The organism is Rania fehmarnensis (genome assembly GCF_056494185.1).
The window spans coordinates 1,123,187-1,141,856 of sequence record NZ_CM151398.1 but is presented as its reverse complement, the minus strand read 5'-3'; the positions used below and the strand labels follow the sequence as shown (position 1 = coordinate 1,141,856).

Sequence of the window (18,670 nt, the reverse complement as noted above, 5' to 3'; positions counted from 1 at the left end):
CTGAACCTATGAGAACTTCCAGAGAATATCTGAATCACTTGGCATCAACCATCGATGCCTGGGACAGCGCCCAGATCGATCGAGCTGTAGCCTTGATTGGACGGGTCTGGCATGCAGGCAAGCATACGTACTCCTTTGGCAACGGCGGCAGCGCGGTTACTGCTTCACACCTGATTACCGACCTCAACAAAACATTGTTCATTTCTGGAGGTCGGACATTTTTTGGAGCATGTCTCAACGACAATATCGGCCTGCTTACAGCGATCGCCAACGACATCGCCTATGCCGAAGTCTTCGCACAGCAAGTTAAATCTGTTGTTCGCGAGGGCGACTTGGTAATAGCGATCTCTGGTAGCGGCAACTCGCCCAATATTCTTCGCGGCATCCAAGAAGCGAAAGCCCAGGGCGCGCATACCATTGGACTGTGTGGATATGATGGCGGGGCCTTAAAGCCCATGGTTGATATCGCTGTACATGTGCCGGTTCATGACATGCAAATCGTGGAAGACTTGCATCTATCCTTTGTGCATATCGCCCTCCGAATGTTGTGCAGTTCCGCCCACTACCCAGCACCCGCAGCCAGCGAAGGGACGGTGGTATGACGGTTGTCATTGAAGCCGGACGTTCGTCAAAACAATATTGGCTGGATCTGTGGCGGTATCGAGAACTATTTCAGATCCTTGCCTGGCGAGACATATCCGTTCGCTACAAACAAACGGTCGTGGGAATTGCCTGGGCCGTTATTCGACCTGTGCTGAGCATGATCGTGCTGACGATCATCTTTGGTCGAATTGCCAAACTGCCAACCGACGGTTCCGCGCCCTATTCGCTGATGGTCTTCGCGGGCATGTTGCCTTGGTTGTTTTTTAGCTCAGCCGTTGCCGAGTCCTCCAATAGCCTGGTATCCAATGCGAACCTGGTCAGCAAAGTTTATTTCCCGCGATTGATCATTCCGGTCGCCACCATAGCGGTCGCGTTTGTTGACTTCATCGTCAGCGCGATTGTGATGGCATTGATGATGATCTGGTACCAGTTCGTACCTAGTTGGCAGATACTACTGGTTCCAGCGGCAGTCCTGTGGGCGTTCCTGGCAGCGTTAGGACCCAGTTTGTGGTTAACCGCAGTCACGGTGAAGTATCGGGATTTTCGTTACGCGATTCCATTTTTGGTGCAATTCGGCCTGTACGTATCGCCCGTAGGTTTTTCGAGTTCGGTCATACCCGAGCAGTGGCGCTTGATGTACTCGCTGAATCCTGTGGTCGGCGTGATTGATTTGTTTCGCTGGTGTGTACTGGGTGAGAGCTCGATTCACCTACAGTCGATGGCCATCAGCTTGATGGTCACGGCCGTATTTCTGATTCTTGGGATCCGTCAATTCAAGTCGATGGAACGACAGTTTGCGGACCTGATCTAGTATCTGACGCTCATCCCGACGAAACCTATGACTTCGATAATTAGCGTTGACGGTCTTTCCAAGAGCTACTTGCTGGGGCACCAGTCCCAACGAGGGCCGCAGAGTCTCCGCGAGACAATCACCGGACAGTTGCGTGGCTTGGCACGCAAGAGCCTGGACATGCTGCGCGGTCGTCCTATTTTGGCAGGCGATGAAGTCGAAACATTTTGGGCGCTGAAGGACGTGTCGTTTGAAGTCAAAGAAGGCGAAGTCTTTGGCGTCATCGGGCGCAACGGTGCGGGCAAGTCAACGCTCCTCAAGTTGCTCAGCAGGATAACCGATCCGACGGAAGGTCGTGTTGAATTACGCGGTCGCGTAGCCTCGCTCCTGGAAGTGGGTACAGGTTTTCACGCAGAGCTGACCGGCCGTGAGAACATTTTTCTCAACGGCGCAATCCTCGGCATGTCGCGCAGTGAGATCAAATCCAAGTTTGACGAGATCGTCGATTTCGCCGAAGTCGAAGCCTTTCTCGACACACCAGTGAAACGCTATTCTTCGGGTATGTACGTACGACTAGCCTTCGCCGTGGCAGCCCACTTGGAACCAGAAATCCTGATTATCGATGAAGTGCTCGCCGTCGGCGATGTGGTCTTTCAGAAGAAGTGCTTGGGACGCATGCAGAGCGTAGCTGCCTCGGGTCGGACGGTTCTTTTCGTTAGTCACAACATGCAAACCGTGGCTGGTCTGACCGACCGATCGCTGCTGCTGGAAGGCGGACGAGTTACTGCTATCGGGCCCTCGCAGGATGTCATCCAAAAGTATCTATCAAGCCAATCAGCTCGGGCGCCGGTGTATGAGAGTAAAGCAACTGGCGACAAACCACAGTTCACGTCGGTTCGTTTGAACACTAGTGATCCTGGTTCATTGCAGCGGCATGGAGCGCCGATGTCCATCGACATAGACATCTATACTCCCGAGCCTATACCCAATTCAGCTGTATCGTTTCAGATTTTCACGACGATGCATCAACCCGTGGCGCATGTTTTGAATTTAGACAGCGAATTGCCCATGCTGCGTGAACCAGGGCTACATCGACTTACTTGCACATTCCCCAAGTTGCGGCTTTACCCAGGTCATTATTATTTGAGTTTCTACTTTGGAGCCACGGATCCTAAGCGTCAATTCGCGGCACCGACAGAAATCTGTCCGTTCGAAGTGGCCGTGTTGGATCAAGTACGTGATTTCTACTGGGCTCCCAATACAGCTCTCTATGTGGACGACACATCTTGGGAACATCAACTCGCCGAAAATGTCCAGCCTGAGGGGGTAGCCTAGATGGGTCTTGATGCAAACGGAGCCGAGTTCCTGTTCTACGCCAAATCGCAAGGCGTAGACTTCACCGATACCATTACCATCGGTCGTCAGAGGGTATACATTTCGCCAGCAGAGATGGCTGCAGTCTTGTCCGCTTATGGTCGAAACGAGAGTGAACCCGTTATTCAGAAGCTCGTCGATGGCCGCGACGGATATTGTGAACCTTTGCTGGAGTATTTGGGTGCTGGAAACGCACACTCGTTGGATTTCTCTGACTACGAGCGACCGACGGTTACGCACGACATGAACGCGCCGTTGCCGGATGAACTGAAGTCACAGTATTCAGTCGTCTTGGATGGCGGTTCACTGGAGCATGTATTCAATTTTCCTGTGGCGATCAAGAACTGCATGGAGATGGTGCGAACCAATGGCCATTATCTGGCTATCACGCCTGCTAATAACTTTTTTGGCCACGGTTTTTATCAATTCAGCCCGGAACTGTATTTCACAGTGTTGAGCGAGGTCAATGGCTTCCAAATGCAGCATGTGATTGCGTTCGAAGTCACCGCAAAGCCCAAGTGGTACGAGGTTACAAGTCCAACTGCCGTTGGCGGTAGAGTTACGCTGTGCAACGATCGTCCTGTGTACTTGCTAATCATTGCCAAAAAAACATCAGAGCGCCCCATCTTTGCCACTACGCCTCAACAAAGTGACTACACCGCGATCTGGACGAACTCTACTCCCAAGCCCGTACCACAAAGTGCTCCTGCGGCACCACGTCCTTTGCCAATTCGCCTGGCCAAGTTGGTGTTGCCACAAAACTTTCGATTTTTACTTCGACGTATTTTTACTCCGCCGAAACCTGTACAACCCGTGTTTGGATTTGACGAGAAGTTCTTCAAACCTTTGACCCACCGTGGCAATTGACACTCGCAAGAGTTTTTTATTGAGAGTATCTGGCAGTCACTGAGATCCATATGAATCGACCAACCGCAGATGACGTGCGTTCCTTCTATGATGCGAGAATCGATGGGAAGTTGCGAGACTTTACCCACGCCAATCCACGCATCGAAGCCGCAGTCAAGACGCTCGAAGAATGGGCGCCACTGAATCCCAAACGCGTGCTAGAAATTGGTTGTGGCATCGGAGCGACCAGTTGGCGTATGGCTCGCGCATGGCCTGACGCGCAAATATTGGGAGCTGACATTAGCGAAGAATCGATTCGTGTAGCCCAATGCTGTTTTCAACTTCCCAACTTACAGTACCAGGCGAGCCTGGTAACTCCAGAGTCGCTACATGGTAAATTCGACTTCATCGTCCTCATGGATGTCTATGAGCACATCGCGGCGGAAGAACGCGGCCTTTTGCATGCTGCCATCAAGGCTCATGCAGAGGATCAGTGTCGAGTGTTGATAACCATTCCCACTCCGGCCACACAAGCGCGAGGATGGAAAGATTTTCCCGATGCCATGCAGCCGATAGATGAAGATGTAACGGCTACAGATATTCTCGTGCTGGCCAACGATCTGGAAATGCAGTTACTCTATTATCGCGAGGTCGGCATCTGGAGCTTTGGCGACTACGCCCATGCCGTCGTTGGACGCTTCAACCAACTTGCCGACGTTGAAGATCGATATCAACCCACCGACGGCTGGCCGGGCATGAAGCACAAGATCAAGAAACTGGTACGCGGCACCGAGCAGCCGCTAGAGAGTCTGGGCTATGATCTGCTGCGCGGCCCTAGCGGTCCCTCAAAATTCATTGTCAGTCAACGAGAACGCTTGGAACTAGCAGGCAAGTGGTCGAAAGTCGGTTCATCGAAATAAATCATGCATGAAACTCTTTGTATAATTGACGGTCAATTAGGGGCTCCCTTTGTGGATGTACACCTCCGTGGCGTATTGCCTGGGGCGACGGTCGCCATATCGCGGCTAAGCCATCATCCGCTAGCTGGCCACTTTCCGGCCCCCTGCCCTGTTATCTACTTGGACCAGGTTGCGCAGAAAATCTCGTTCCGAGCCTTGGCTAAACTAGGAAGCTCGCGAGAACGGATGCTGCTCAAGACCGTACGTGCGTTCTTGCAGAAGCATCGTGTGACCGCAGTCATGGGCGAATTCCTTGATCAGTTTGTCGAATTCGTACCGCTAATCAACGACCTTGGTATTCCCTACATTGTGCAAGGACACGGAATCGACGTCAGTGCCAGTCTGCGAAAAGATACGACTCGTGAGCAATATCAGATCTATCATACTGCCAAGGCTGTACTGACAAGATCCGAGTTTCATCGTCAGCGACTGATCTCCATTGGCTTGCCCGCTGAATTGATCCATGTCAATCCTGGTGGTATTAATGTACCTGAGCAGGTCGCTAACAAATCTCCAGAAGCGAAAAAGAGATTCTTGGCCGTTGGTCGCATGTGCCCTCAGAAAGCGCCGATCCTGTTGCTGGAAGCCTTTCGCATGGCCTTGCAACATGATCCTGAATTGACACTGGATTATGTTGGTTGGGGACCATTGTCATCGACGGTGAAACAATTTGTTCAGGCTCGCAAACTTGGTGATCATGTTCGATTGCACGGCATGGTCTCCGAGGAAACTAAGCTACGACTACTGAGCGAATGTGGAGTCTTTGTCCAGCACAGTGCAGTAGACCCTGAGGTAGGTAACGAAGAAGGACTGCCCGCCGCGATTCAAGAGGCAATGGCCTACGGTCTTGCAGTGGTCAGTACGCGACATACCGGCATCGCCGAAGCAGTATTAGAGGGTGAGACCGGTCTGCTGGTTGACGAAGGCGACATTGATGGCATGTCTGAGGCTTTTCTTGCCGTTCAAGCGCGCAGTCTATCATATGGAAACGCCGGACGTAAAAGAGCCCAGGACATGTACACCTCCGAGGCTGAATGTGCACGACTCCGCAAGTGGATTTTCAATTCGTAATAACATGCTTCGACGCGTTCTTAGAAAAGCAAAACAAATTGCAAGGCATCAGTGGAGGCGTTTGCATCCGATTTGTCATGCAGAACTCAATGCATCCCTCTCACGATTAATCCCGCGAAAGCCCGATGTACTATTTGTCCATTCCTCACTTTCGAGCTGTGGTTATTTAGCAGGTGGCCCCGCAGATTTGATCGGTGTTCTTCGATCTCTAACTTCGACTCTAGTTCTCCCCACGCATACCTACTGTTATCCCGCACACCCCGAATCACTGGCCCCAATCTTTGACCCGTCAAAAACTTCCTCCGTTATCGGCGCGGTCTCCGATTGGTATTGGAGGCAGCCAACTGTTGTGCGAAGTACTCATCCAACTCATTCAGTTGCCGCAAGTGGTATGGATGCAAGTGAAATCTGCGCTGCACATGAGAAATGTGATACTCCGTGTGGACCAGGCACACCATACGAACGACTCATCAAGCATCGAGCTTCAGTTTTGATGTTTGGCTGCACGATGAACTCTTATACACTTTTTTATACAAGCTTGCATTTCGCCAACTGCCCCTACCTTTACCATTTAGAACAAGTGCCACTGCGTTACTGCGATGCAAATGGTAATACCGTCCTCATGAAAATGTGGCGACAGAATACCCAGCATGCCCGGCGTTTTGAAGAAATGGAACAGGAACTGGCGAACGAGAAACTGCTGTCAGTTTTGAGACTTCGAGAAGGGCAGTTATTATATATCCCCGATTCAGCCGCAGTTCATAACTATCTCTTGTGTCGGCTTAATGACAATCCCTATCATCTTTTAAAAGACTTTGGATTGCAGTTTCGCAAGAAGAGCAATTGAAGTACACCGACACCATCACAGACACTTTTCTGGATTTTCAACAGAGATTGCTCAGAACAACTTGACACTACTCTTAGTTTTTTCATTCGGTAGTCAATGGGCATTCTAAGATTACTGCTGGCGATGTCCGTGGTGATTGGACATTCAACGAGTCACACATTGTACGGCTACTTTTCGGTACCTGGGCATGTGGCAGTTTTGTGTTTTTTTATGATCTCGGGCTTTTATATGTCGCTCATTCGATCGACTCGCTATCGAGGAGCCAAGGCGAACTACCTGTTTTATACCAATCGCTTTTTTCGCCTGTACCCAACTTATGTTGTCGCTCTCGGACTGACACTGGCTGCTTTCCTGTTCGTGGATTTTTATACGGCTGGTCAAACTCCATTTGCCTGGCGGACGGAGTGGGAACATGTCGATTCCTTGACGAAAATTGCGCTTGTTATCCCCAATTTGTTCCTGTTTGGTGCAGACGTCGTTCCTCAGTTCGTCTATCACATCGATCACGGCTGGAAGTACGACATGGTCTCCAATGGCGCTAGCCTGGAACCGTTTGTGAGACTGGGTCGCTACTTGATCGTGTTTCCCATCTGGTCAATCGGTTCAGAGTTGTGGTTTTACTTGCTGGTGCCGCTACTGGCCAAGTTCCGCTGGTATTGGCTGGTGATGATCGTGGCCATATCGGTTGCTCTGCGAATTACGATTGAACACTACTATCCTTGGTCGAGCTATTACTTTTTTCCAGCCTTGTTAGGATTTTTTGTAGCTGGCATGGTCGCTCAGCGTGTATCTGGTCTGGATCGAGTTCGAGCTTGGTTGACGCCGCGCAACTGCGCGATCGTTACGATCCTGTTCCTGACATCGCTGCTGGTGCGAAAGTATATCCCGGTCTACCGCTCACAGGACTACGTAACCTATCTGGCGATGTTCATCTCTTTGCCTTTCGTATTTGAATTCACCCGTCGATCGGCATGGGATCGACATATTGGCAACCTGTCCTATCCGCTCTACCTCGTGCATGGCGCAGTTCAACTGCTGTTCGTTGCACTTTTACTGAACTCTGACGGTATATTCCCACTGATTGTCTGCCTGCTGCTGGCATTGTTAGTGGCACGCTTTGTGGATGAGCCGGTCGATAGATGGCGACAACAAAGATTAGCGATGGCTGCGAGCTAAGAAGCCGTGGACTTGGCCGGCACATCATTAGGCATCGATTGATACTAACAAACATTGGTTTTCAGCTCGTTATGATCCCTGCAAAATACAGACATCAGTTCGTTCAAACGCTTAAGTCGTTTTACTACGGTTCGCGGGGTGAACCATACGAAGTGAATGGCTTCGTTTTGCGTTACACACCAGGCTCGCGACCGGTGCGACTGAAGTACAAAGACTCTCCGAACATCAACGTTCGCAATGATGCGCGGCAAGTCGAGTTGTTTGCAAATGAAATTAAGCCCGGAGACTGCGTGATCGACGTAGGCGCCCATGCCGGCGAATACTCGATCTTGATGGCTGCATGCACTGGTCCCAATGGACATGTGATCAGTTTTGAACCAGATCCGCATGCACGCGAACAACTACTGGCCAACTTGAAACTGAATCCACAACTCAAGCCGCCAGTAGTTGAGTCTTATGCGTGTAGCGACTCGCGTGGCGAAGCCATTCTGTATTCTCGCGGTGGTAATTCGAACTCGTCGTTTGTTCTATCCGGTATCGGCAACCGCGGAGCCGACCCAGAGGCCATAAAGACGCCGACCATAACCCTGGATGAATACCTTGCAGAGCAAAAGATCCCCACGCCCAATTGGGTCAAAATTGACGCTGAAGGCGCGGAGATCCGAATCCTGATGGGCGCGAAAGAACTGCTCAAGTCGAGTGCCAGATTCGTGGTTGAACTTCATCCGTACACGTGGAATGACTTTGGCAATACTTATCAAGAATTGACCGACGTGATCACCCAATCAGGACGTCGCATGGTTTTGCTGGACGGATCGTCTCCTAAACCAGAACCTGAGTATTCGACAGTTTTACTCGAGCCACAGTAATTGCTTTCAGTAGTCATCCGTCATATCCAGTAGTCACATCCACATGAGCTTTACCGGCCAGACGGCCAATGCACGTCAGGGGATTTCCATTGTTATCCCTACCAAAAATCGTCGCGAACTGCTTAGTCAGACATTGAAGTCTGTGCTGACGCAGTCGTGGGGCGATTGGGAAGCTCTCGTGGTTGATGATGGATCCAGCGACGGAACCGCCGAGTATGTCCAGACACTCATCGAAAACGACAAAAGGATTACGTTTATCGTACGCGAAGGTGAAGTACCGGGAGCCAACATCTGTCGCAATCAAGGTGCTCGCCTGGCTACTTTCAATTACCTGATGTTTCTCGACTCAGATGATCTACTCAAGCCTGATTGCCTGCAGACTCGATTCGATTGGATCAGTCGCAATCCAGACCTGGACTTTGCTGTATTCCATGCGGAAGCGTTTGTCGAAGCTCCAGGCGATTTGAATCGACCAGCTTCTTTTCATGCATTGACCGGTGATCTCGATCGTTTTTTGTATTTTGATTTACCGTGGCTGATCACCGGACCAATTTGGCGGAAAGCCGCTTTCGAGAAACTCGGCGGCTTTGACGAAACGATTCCGAGTTGGCAGGATGTTGAGTTGCACATTCGAGCCATCCTTTCAGGCTGTCGGTATCTGAATTTGCCAATCACCGATTACGATGTACGTTGGCAGAATGACCCTGCGAAAACCAGCTTGCAGCAACGACGTAGCGAACACCATATTCTTGCCGGCGAACGCATCGTAGAGAACTTCTGCAAATTGCTGCATGAGTCGGGCAATGCAAATTGGAGTCGCCTGCGCGGTATCGCCTCACTGAAGTTTCTACTCGCCGAATTCTGGTCGAGGCAACGTCGTTATCGTGATGCGCATCGTGTTTGGAACTCGCTACGAGGTTCGGCGGCCAACTCCCCTGCTCTGCTTTGGGGCGGTCATGCCTGGTTAATTGTTCTGCGCCTGGGGCTGATCGAAATGTGGCCCTTCAGCAAACTATTCAACCATTGGAAAGGTAGTGTGCGACTGCGAGAGCAGCCTCGACTGCTGTTCAAACCCATACCGTCCAAGATAAACCTTGGATAGCCGCACATGAGTAGCCGTTTGGAACTCTCCGTCATCATCTGCACTCACAACCCTCGACTAGAGAATCTGCGCCGAGCGATGGATTCGCTTTGGGCACAGTCGCTAGCGGCCAGTTGCTGGGAGCTACTGATCATCGACAACGCGTCGCAGCAAAAGCTTGAGGACGTTTTGAGTCTTCCCTCCGATCATTGCGTCAGAACCATACGCGAGGACCGTTTGGGGCTGACACCAGCTCGCCTGCGAGGCATTCGTGAGAGCCGGGGCGAACTACTGGTCTTTGTGGATGACGATAATTTTTTGCAGCCCGATTACTTGATGCACGCGCAAGCGATTGCCAACGAGTTCCCGTTTCTGGGAGCGTGGAGTGGCCAGTGCGAACCAGAGTTCGACGCGCAACCGCCAGAATGGACTCGAGCCTATTGGGGTGCACTAGCCTTGCGTGAAGTGCCGCAAGACGTTTGGTCCAACTTGCCTCGCAATCCAGTAACCATGCCCAGCGGAGCTGGTTTGTGCGTGCGCAGGGCAGTTGCCCAGCGTTACTGGGATAAACACGAGCACGAAACTGTCATACTGGACCGCATGGGAGATTCGTTAGTCTCTGGCGGCGATAACGACCTGGCCGCGACAGCCTGTGAACTTGGTCAAGGAACTGGTCTGTTTTCGCGTTTGAGATTGACCCACAAGATACCCAGTGGTCGACTGACACTTGACTATCTAGCGAGACTGTTGGAGGGCATTGAATATTCGTCGGTGATCTTGGATCAAAAGTGGGGACTGCGACCCCAGCCTCCAAGTCTCAAGAGTAAGCTCGCGAGACTGGTTCGCGGACTATTTCAAAATCATCCCGATAGAACGATTGCAGCGGCTGTGGCTCGGGGCCGCGAGCGCGCGTTGCAGTTTCTGCGTGCCCAGTCCTCTAATCACTCTGGTACTCATTGATCCAAATGCCTGGCGATGATTCACCGCCGATCAAGGTCCTCAATATCATTGAGTCATTTGGAACGGGAGCAACCGAAACCTGGCTGATGAATGTCGTCGACTGTGCGCGGGAAATCGATCCCAACGTCGATTGGCATTTCTACACCATTCTGCCTACTGCGGGCAAATATGATGATCGAGTCGTTCGAGCGGGCGGCAAGGTGCAAGCCGCTCCGTGCACAATCAGCGGCATGCACCGGTTCATGCTCGACTTGAGGAGCTTTGTCAAACGCGGGCAGTTTGATGTGGTCCACTGCCAACATGATTTTCTGAGCGCTCTGTACTTGCTCGCAATCTCGGGACTTAGAATTCGCCAACGCATCGTGCATGTCCACAACACGGATGACTGGTTACCCATGTCGCCTTGGAAGCGACGACTACTGCTGGAACCCTTTCGGCGCATCTGCTTAAGGCTGGCCGACCATATCGTCGGCGTCTCCAACTTTGCCCTGGATCATTTCCTTCGACTGCGGCCACGTGTGACCGATCGCGATCGCGTTCTTTACTGCGGCATTAGTCTGCAGACCATGCAAGACTCAGTCTACGCGCCGATCGACTTTCGACGCGAATTCGGATTTCGCGAGAATGCCAAGATCGTTCTGTTTCTGGGAAGAATGGTCCCGCTAAAGAACCCGCTTTATGCCTTCGAAGTCATGCAGCACATGTTGAAACTAGATCCAGATGTTGTCGGATTATTCGCAGGTGATGGTGGATTGACCGATGAAGTTCACTCGCGAGTTGCCGCAGCCGGATTAGCCGATCGCATCAAACTCTTGGGTTGGCGCGATGACGCGGCGCGACTGATGAGCAATTCAGATCTATTTGTTTTTCCCAGATTGGAAACACCGCGCGAAGCACTCGGCTTGGCGGTCGTTGAATCCCAAGCCTGCGGATTGCCGATGTTAACTTCACCGGGTATCACCGACGACGCCATAGTGATCCCTCAACTTGTCGAGATTCTACCACTGGCGCGAGGGCCCGAGGCTTGGGCTGTGCGGGCTCTGCAAATGCTGGACAGACCAAAGCCAAATCGTCCAGGGTGCCTCGAGCAAGTGGCTGGCTCGCCATTCAGTCTTGCAAATAGTGCGCAGAATCTGATCCATCTCTACCGCCAATAGTTTGACTCAAGCCACCGATTCATGACACAAAAATCTCTTTACGACCAGCACTTCTTCCAAGGTCGCGCCCGTCGCGTGCAAAGCTCCGCAGAAGTGATGGTGAATTTGATGCATCTCTTGTTTCAACCCACGTCGATCGTGGATGTTGGATGTGGTGACGGCGCCTGGCTAGCAGAATGGTCAACTCTCGGAGCCAAGAGGATTCAAGGCGTGGACGGTCACTGGGTCAATCAATCGATTCTCAAGATCCCAATTGATCGCTTCTGTCCGCAAGACCTAAATCAATCATTTACTTTGCCAGAACGGTTCGACCTGTGTACTTCGTTTGAAGTCGCTGAACATCTGGCACCGGAGAATGCTAGTACTTTTGTTCAGTCGTTGACCCAACTCAGTGATCTGATCGTGTTCTCCGCAGCTATTCCCGGACAAGGCGGAACGGGACACCTCAATGAGCAATGGCAAGAATACTGGATCGAACGCTTCGCAGCCTGCGGTTATGTGGCCTTCGACGCACTGGCTGGACATGTTTGGTTGTCCGATGACGTACAACCATGTTACTTGCAGAATACTCTTGTATACGTCAAATCAGAGTCGCTACCAGGCTACCCAGCTCTTCAGCAGTTGCCTGAGGCGAATCGTATCTTGTGCGGACGACGCATCCATCCACGCATGTGGACAGAAAAGGTTGTCGAAGGCGAAGACCTGACCAGATTCGGACTGATGGCTTTGCTCAAGGCCATCCCCAAAGCAATTGGCAGTTCAATCTCCAGTCGGTTGGCCAAATAACGATTCAGATCGGTCGCATGGTTCATCGCGAACTCGATAAGATGCCCCATCACGAGAAATCACGTCCGGTTAAGGTGCTGCAAGTCTTCCATAGTCTAGGAATGGGTGGCGCAGAAACCTGGCTGATCGAAATGTTACGCCGCTGGCACACCACGCATGAAGTCGTGTGTGACTTCCTCGTGACCAGCGATGAACCAGGAATTTTTGATGACGAAGCCCGTAGGCTCGGTGCCAAAATTTTCGTGATCCCATATGGACGCGGACGACTTTGGTCTTTTGGCAAACAACTACGTCAACTCCTTCGAAGCAGCCAATATGATGCCATTCACGATCATCAAGATCGTGCCAGCGGCTGGCATTTTGCTTTAGGCTGGCCACATCTGCCACGAGTCAGAGTTACGCACATTCACAATCCTAGCTATCAAATCGCTAACAACTACGAAGTCAGTTTTACTCGACGCATCACCGCCCATCTCGGCAAATTCTTCATGCGTCGATTCACAACCCATATCGCCGCAACCTCCTTTCAAGTTGTCGAGGAATATGGATTCACAGCCCCTAAGTACCGTCACATTCCCAAAGCCGCTCTGCACTGCGCGTTTAATACCGATCGATTCAAAGGCGATCCAATTCACGCGCATAAAAGTATCTGTCATGAGCTAAGCATTCCGGAAGTGTCAAAGCTGGTATTATTCGCTGGCCGTATGGACCACTCTGCGCAATACAGTCACCCGCTCAATCACAAGAACTCGGCTCTGGCGATTGACATCCTGCTGGACGCTATTGACGTTGACCGCACAATACACCTCTTGATGGTAGGAGCTACGACCGATGCCCTGCCGACCCTTCAGCAGCGGATTGCCCAGCGTGGGCACACACACAACTTTCACTTCCTGGGTGTTCGCAAAGACATTCAAGACTTGATGCTGGCCAGTCGTCTGCTGCTGTTTCCCTCGCGCGGTGAGGGGCTTGGAATGGTGGCCGTGGAAGCACAAGCATCCGGTTTGCCAGTACTGGCATCGAGTGCGGTTCCGCGGGAGTGTGTGGTCGTTCCCGAGCTCGTAACCTTTATGGATCTGACGCAATCGGCTAGCCAGTGGGCCAGCCGGATTCAAGAACTGCTAGCCTTGCCACAGTATGATGCTTTGGCAGCCAACTTGGCTGTAGCTAAATCTGCTTTCTCGGTGCCAGTGTGTTCTAATCGTTTAGTGGCGCTTTACGCGCATGGACAGCTGTGAACATCGTGGCGAAGCATCAATTGGTGGGTAACTACATCACCAACATGTCGCTGCAGCAAGCCAGTGGCGGCTGGAACGGTATGAACGCCGCTTTACATGCAGAGCTGGCCAAACACTTTCAACTTCAGTATGTAGGGCCTATTAATCCTCCGCCACTAGCTGTCGAGCAATTTTGGGCTCGCTTGCAAAAACTAATGAGGCTACCGCAGCAGTTCTACTTCTTCTCGCCTGCTCGATTGAACAAAATTGCTAAACTAGTGGTTCAGCAGTCATTCCATAGTGCCAGCTTTGACTACTTTCATGGTGTTACTCCGTGGATTGCAAGTTCGATTTTGCGGCCCACATTTGCATTTACGGACGCTTGCTTTTCGACTTACTATGACACTTACCATCGCCATGATAAGTTTAAGTCTGAGGATCGCCAACGCATCTCGTATCAAGAAAGAAATTGGCTCCAACGCTTAACCCGAGTATTTTTCAGCAGTCGGTACGCGATCGATGAGTGTTGTCAACGTTACGGGCTTGAGGGAAAGAACTTTGAATATGTCGGCGTCGGAGCGCGTATTGATACGCCCGAGAGCGATCTATTTGCGGGTGGGTACAACCTGATCTTTATCGCTGTCGATTTCGCCCGCAAAGGCGGAGAGGTATGCGTCGAAGCCTTCCGCCGCTTTCGCCAGCGATTCTCGGATGCTACCCTGACTCTGATTGGGGCTTGCCCTCCCTCGGCAGTACTTGAACTACCTGGAGTGACATGGGTAGGTTTCTTGTCCAAGGAAGTTCCTGAACAACTGCAGCAGTTGAAGCACCATCTTTCCACAGCTTTCGCCTTGGTGCTGCCCACCGTTTCCGATATGACTCCGTTGGTACTGGCAGAGGCAGCCTTGCATGGTTGTCCGACAGTCGCTCCTCGCGCCTTCGGTATTCCGGAGATGATTCAAGATGGACGAACTGGCCGCTTGTTGAATACACCGCCAGATGCCGTCGACTTTGCACTCGCTCTGGAGGAATTGGCCAATGACCCTAGCGAGTATGCCGAGATACGCAAGGCGACTAGAGCGTATGCACTAACGCATTTCACCTGGGCTATGGTGGGTCAGCGCGTGGCCAGCGCGATTGTTCGTGATTTAGAAATGATCGATTCATGAAGATTCTCTACGCCGGCCAGCTAGGTGCGGGACAAACATGTCGCATGCGCCGCGATGAGCTAATTGGTCTGGGACATCAGGTTATCGATTTTGATACTGACGCTGACTGGTTGCAAACGTCCTGGTTAAAGCGGCACCTTCAGAAGCGGTTGCATGTGGGTTCAGTCATTCGCAAGCTCAATCAGACCATCCTCGATCTGGCAGAGAAACATCAGCCAGACTGGTTCTGGGGCGACAAGCAAGAGTATTTGTGGCCCCAGACGATCCAACGCTTGCGACAAATGGGTGTGCGCAGCGTACATTTCACGCCGGACCCATACTTTACTCTGTCATGGAAACGTACCAGGCTGATGGATCAGTGTATGCCGCTGTTCGATTGTGTCATCACAGCGAAGACGTACGAGTTGGAGACCTACCGGCGAGTCTGTCGCCAGGTCATCTACATGCCACTAGGTTTCTCCGAGCAATTTCATCGGCCGCTACATTCAGTGGACACCGACATAGGGGGCAAGTACTCAACTCCAATTGGTTTCATCGGCGGTTGGGAACCGCGACGCGAAGAATTTCTTTCGAGGCTAGTGGCCGCCGGCGGCCAGTTGAAGATTTGGGGCTATGCCTGGGATCATCTGATCGACGGAAAGTGGACCATTCGACGCGCTTATCGATTAAAGATCAATGCTGGCAGAGCCAAGTTCCGCATCGCTCGCAATCCCGATTTGGCCCGATGCTGGCAAAGTGGTGAAATCTATGGTGATCAATATGCGCAAGCACTAACCGGTGCCAAGATTAGTATTGGTTTCTTGAGATTCGTATGTCCCGATCAACATACCACTCGCACTTTCGAGATACCTGCGTGCGGAAGTATGCTGTTAGCCGACAGAACGCCGGAACACCAGGAGTTCTTTCAAGAAGGTAAAGAAGCGGAATACTTCTCCAGCGCTGAAGAGCTCGTCGAAAAAGCTTGTTATTACCAGAACCACGAACCCCAACGTCATGCGATAGCAGAGGCTGGTCTTCGCCGCTGCCATGAGTCTGGTTACAGTTACCGAGCCCGACTTGAAAAGGTCTTGCAGGAACTGGTCTGATGCCCCTGTACTCTGATGCCCCTGTACTTTAGTGAAAATGACTGAGTGATACTATGCGTTCATGGATTAAATCGCTGCTTCAGTCTGGCCTGAGCCGCATGGGGTACGAACTGCGATGTACACGGTATATCGCAAATACTATGCTCGACCCCCTCTCTGTCGTGGAGTTGAACTTTCGTCATTTGGTGACGGATCTCATGCATCGGTTGGGACGCACTCAATTGGTCTTCTTGCAGGTGGGCGCGTTCGATGGAGTCAGTTGTGATCCTCTCCGCGAATTTGTGGTCGGGTACAAGTGGCAAGGTGTGTTGGTGGAACCGCAGCCCTCCGCCTTTCAAAAGTTGGTTGAAAACTACCAGGATCAGCCCGGTTTGATCTTCAAGAATTGTGCGGTAGCCCAGACCCGCGGACATCTCGAGCTGTTTACAGTTGCAGGGGAAGGATTGCCCGCTTGGTGTGGTGGCTTAGCAGGCTTCTCGCGTGAGTCGATAGAAAAACATGAACCTTTTGCTCCAGGCATCACCAAGCATATCGTAAGTCTAAAAGTTCCTACTGTCACGTTTGCTGATCTACTGGGCGAGTTGCCTGCTCCACTCGATCTGCTACAGATCGATACCGAGGGCTTTGATGCTCAACTACTGGATATGTTTCCGTTCGAACAGTGTCGACCGAGTTTGATCCATTTTGAGCGCAAGCATCTTACGGCAACTGCCCTCGATACTTGCTTGCAGCATTTGAAGAATTATCACTATCAATTCGCGTTCGATGGCCAAGAAGACATGTTAGCCTATCGTACCAATTAGCCTCCATTTCAACTCACGCTTCAATCGAACGCATTTCAATTGCCCATCGACGCAGTTTACATATCGACCTATCGCAACGACTTGCCGCTGACGCGTATCTGTGTAGCCAGTATTCGCTATTGGTACGCCGATGTGCCGATCAAGTTGATCAAGGATACCGGGGCTGGTCAGTTCGACACCCAAGAGATCGAGCATCGCTGGCACGTACAAGTTGTGGATACCGGCTCACGAAGTTTTGGCTGGGGCTTCGCCAAACTTGAACCGCTATTCTTCCAGGGACGAGAGAAGTTCCTGATGGTTGACTCCGATACGGTGTTTACAGGCCGCGTGCTTGACATGCTGAATCAACATGATGAGCAGTTCATTGTTGATGACGAGACGCAACCAGCCGAAGAGGTTAAGCGGTTGTACTATGACCCAGTGGCCCTCGCTGAGTTGGATCCGAGCTTCAAGCCAGGAGGCAAGAATTTTAATTCTGGACAGTGGGTGGGAACCAGTGGCGTGCTGACTCGTGATGATTTTGCAGGCGTGGTCCAGTGGTCGGAGCCTCCGCGACTAAAGTATCCGCAAATGTTCATGCCGGGCGATCAGGGAGTGCTTAACTATGTGCTAGAAAAGTCGTGTGCCATGTCGCGATCGAGTTTGGCGCGCGTGCCATTGATGTGGTGGGCCCCACGCGATTTGACTGACCTTGATTTGCAAGCTATGGCTCAGGACAGCCCGTATAACCGGATCATTCACTGGGCCGGTTGCAAACTGTATGCTAAACAGCCCCTGCCGCGTCGAGACATCCTGCGTTTCTTCGAGAATCATTATTATTCTCGAGTTGCTTCGGGCGCAGCCAAACGAAGGTGGCGAGCCTGGCAGCACTATGCAGAGTACCTGACCAAACGTAGCATGCGAAGTTTTGGGCGACGTTTACGCCTCACCAAGTAACGTTCATGATTTCACTTTCACAACGCCTTGCAAACTGCGTCTTTTGGCCCTTAGCGACTGCGACTCGGCCATATGGTGGCCTGCGTCCCCATCGTTTCATGCACTGGCTCGGAAAAGTAGCCGCAGGTTCAACCGCACCCTCTCTCGATCAATTTCGCTGGTGCCACGATCGTTATGGCTGCCGAATGCGGCTGCATCCCTATTACTTGATCGATCGACATATTTTGGCCTTCGGTGAATACGAAGCGGCCCTACAACGATTCTTGAACAAGCACATTGACGCTGGCATGGTTTGTTTGGACGTAGGTGCTAACATCGGCGCCGTAACCGTTCCATTGGCTCGACTGTGCGGACCACAAGGACGGGTGATTGCCTTTGAGCCCAATCCGCAAATCGCTAGTCGGTTAAGGGAACACATCGTCGGCAACCATTTATCCAACGTAACGGTGGAGTCCAGCGCGTTGGCTGACAAAGGCGGGTCGATGACGCTGGCAATTGCCAGCAGCAGCCATGAAAATCAGGGCATGTCATCCCTGGTAGAATTTAGTCATGCAGATCTGAAGTACTCCGTCGAAGTTCCGGTCGATACGTTGGACGATTATGTTGCACGCCATGCGATACCCCGGATCGACTTCATAAAGGTTGATATCCAAGGAGCGGAACCGCAGTTTTTGCAGGGGGCAGCACGAACAATTAAGGAACTTCAACCAACCGTGGCTATCGAAATTGCAGCCAGTAGTTTGGCCGAAACCGAAACAACAGCTGCAGATCTGGTATCGCAACTCAATGACTTAGGACTAGAAGGCTTTGAACTTCGCGGCGACGGACAACTCGGCCAACGCATCGATGCTGCCAGGCTGAGCGAGGACTACGCGGCAGACAACGCGATTTTTAAGAAACGACCATAACGTCTCAGCCGTCCAATCAGCCTGAACATAAAC

19 protein-coding genes are annotated in these 18,670 nt (G+C 51.7%); all 19 read left to right on the top strand.

Features of this window, described 5'->3' with window-relative positions; genetic code table 11:
* Positions 1–8: 8 nt before the first annotated feature.
* The 19 genes from SH573x_RS03510 to SH573x_RS03420 all read left to right on the top strand — a co-directional run bounded on the left by SH573x_RS03510 (position 9) and on the right by SH573x_RS03420 (position 18,637).
* Positions 9–602, top strand: a complete 594-nt coding sequence (locus SH573x_RS03510; RefSeq protein ID WP_479352946.1) for a D-sedoheptulose-7-phosphate isomerase — start codon at positions 9–11, stop codon at positions 600–602.
* Positions 599–1,414 (top strand): ABC transporter permease, encoded by an 816-nt coding sequence (locus tag SH573x_RS03505; protein ID WP_479352945.1) that lies wholly within the window; start codon positions 599–601, stop codon positions 1,412–1,414. Before SH573x_RS03510 ends, SH573x_RS03505 begins: the two co-directional genes overlap by 4 nt.
* A gap of 27 nt (positions 1,415–1,441) precedes the next feature.
* Entirely contained in the window at positions 1,442–2,728 is a 1,287-nt protein-coding gene (locus tag SH573x_RS03500) for an ABC transporter ATP-binding protein (RefSeq protein WP_479352944.1), read from the top strand.
* Positions 2,729–3,634, top strand: a complete 906-nt coding sequence (locus tag SH573x_RS03495; protein ID WP_479352943.1) for a hypothetical protein — start codon at positions 2,729–2,731, stop codon at positions 3,632–3,634.
* 50 nt (positions 3,635–3,684) lie between these two features.
* Positions 3,685–4,533 carry a class I SAM-dependent methyltransferase gene (locus SH573x_RS03490; RefSeq protein WP_479352942.1) on the top strand — a complete coding sequence of 283 codons (849 nt, stop codon included), beginning with the start codon at positions 3,685–3,687 and terminating at the stop codon, positions 4,531–4,533.
* A 3-nt stretch (positions 4,534–4,536) separates the two neighbouring features.
* Complete coding sequence (locus SH573x_RS03485; RefSeq protein ID WP_479352941.1) at positions 4,537–5,643, top strand: glycosyltransferase family 4 protein; 1,107 nt, start codon at positions 4,537–4,539, stop codon at positions 5,641–5,643.
* Between the two features lie 4 nt (positions 5,644–5,647).
* On the top strand, positions 5,648–6,490 hold the full coding sequence (locus tag SH573x_RS03480; RefSeq protein ID WP_479352940.1) for an AAC(3) family N-acetyltransferase: 843 nt from the start codon (positions 5,648–5,650) through the stop codon (positions 6,488–6,490).
* Positions 6,491–6,586: 96 nt separating this feature from the next.
* Positions 6,587–7,666, top strand: coding sequence for an acyltransferase family protein (locus SH573x_RS03475; RefSeq protein ID WP_479352939.1), 1,080 nt, complete (start codon positions 6,587–6,589; stop codon positions 7,664–7,666).
* Between the two features lie 71 nt (positions 7,667–7,737).
* On the top strand, positions 7,738–8,535 hold the full coding sequence (locus SH573x_RS03470; RefSeq protein ID WP_479352938.1) for an FkbM family methyltransferase: 798 nt from the start codon (positions 7,738–7,740) through the stop codon (positions 8,533–8,535).
* Between the two features lie 43 nt (positions 8,536–8,578).
* Entirely contained in the window at positions 8,579–9,637 is a 1,059-nt protein-coding gene (locus SH573x_RS03465) for a glycosyltransferase family 2 protein (protein WP_479352937.1), read from the top strand.
* Between the two features lie 6 nt (positions 9,638–9,643).
* Positions 9,644–10,576, top strand: coding sequence for a glycosyltransferase (locus SH573x_RS03460; RefSeq protein WP_479352936.1), 933 nt, complete (start codon positions 9,644–9,646; stop codon positions 10,574–10,576).
* A gap of 5 nt (positions 10,577–10,581) precedes the next feature.
* A complete protein-coding gene (locus tag SH573x_RS03455; RefSeq protein ID WP_479352935.1) occupies positions 10,582–11,733 on the top strand; it encodes a glycosyltransferase in 1,152 nt (383 codons plus the stop codon).
* Between the two features lie 21 nt (positions 11,734–11,754).
* Positions 11,755–12,519, top strand: a complete 765-nt coding sequence (locus SH573x_RS03450) for a class I SAM-dependent methyltransferase (RefSeq protein WP_479352934.1) — start codon at positions 11,755–11,757, stop codon at positions 12,517–12,519.
* A 17-nt stretch (positions 12,520–12,536) separates the two neighbouring features.
* Positions 12,537–13,757 (top strand): glycosyltransferase, encoded by a 1,221-nt coding sequence (locus SH573x_RS03445; protein WP_479352933.1) that lies wholly within the window; start codon positions 12,537–12,539, stop codon positions 13,755–13,757.
* Entirely contained in the window at positions 13,754–14,905 is a 1,152-nt protein-coding gene (locus SH573x_RS03440) for a glycosyltransferase family 4 protein (protein ID WP_479352932.1), read from the top strand. Before SH573x_RS03445 ends, SH573x_RS03440 begins: the two co-directional genes overlap by 4 nt.
* Positions 14,902–15,990 (top strand): CgeB family protein, encoded by a 1,089-nt coding sequence (locus SH573x_RS03435; protein WP_479352931.1) that lies wholly within the window; start codon positions 14,902–14,904, stop codon positions 15,988–15,990. The genes SH573x_RS03440 and SH573x_RS03435 overlap by 4 nt, the downstream gene beginning before the upstream one ends.
* Positions 15,991–16,130: 140 nt before the next feature.
* Positions 16,131–16,793, top strand: a complete 663-nt coding sequence (locus tag SH573x_RS03430) for an FkbM family methyltransferase (protein WP_479352930.1) — start codon at positions 16,131–16,133, stop codon at positions 16,791–16,793.
* 39 nt (positions 16,794–16,832) lie between these two features.
* Positions 16,833–17,729, top strand: coding sequence for a hypothetical protein (locus tag SH573x_RS03425; RefSeq protein WP_479352929.1), 897 nt, complete (start codon positions 16,833–16,835; stop codon positions 17,727–17,729).
* Between the two features lie 5 nt (positions 17,730–17,734).
* Complete coding sequence (locus SH573x_RS03420) at positions 17,735–18,637, top strand: FkbM family methyltransferase (protein WP_479352928.1); 903 nt, start codon at positions 17,735–17,737, stop codon at positions 18,635–18,637.
* Positions 18,638–18,670: the final 33 nt, after the last annotated feature.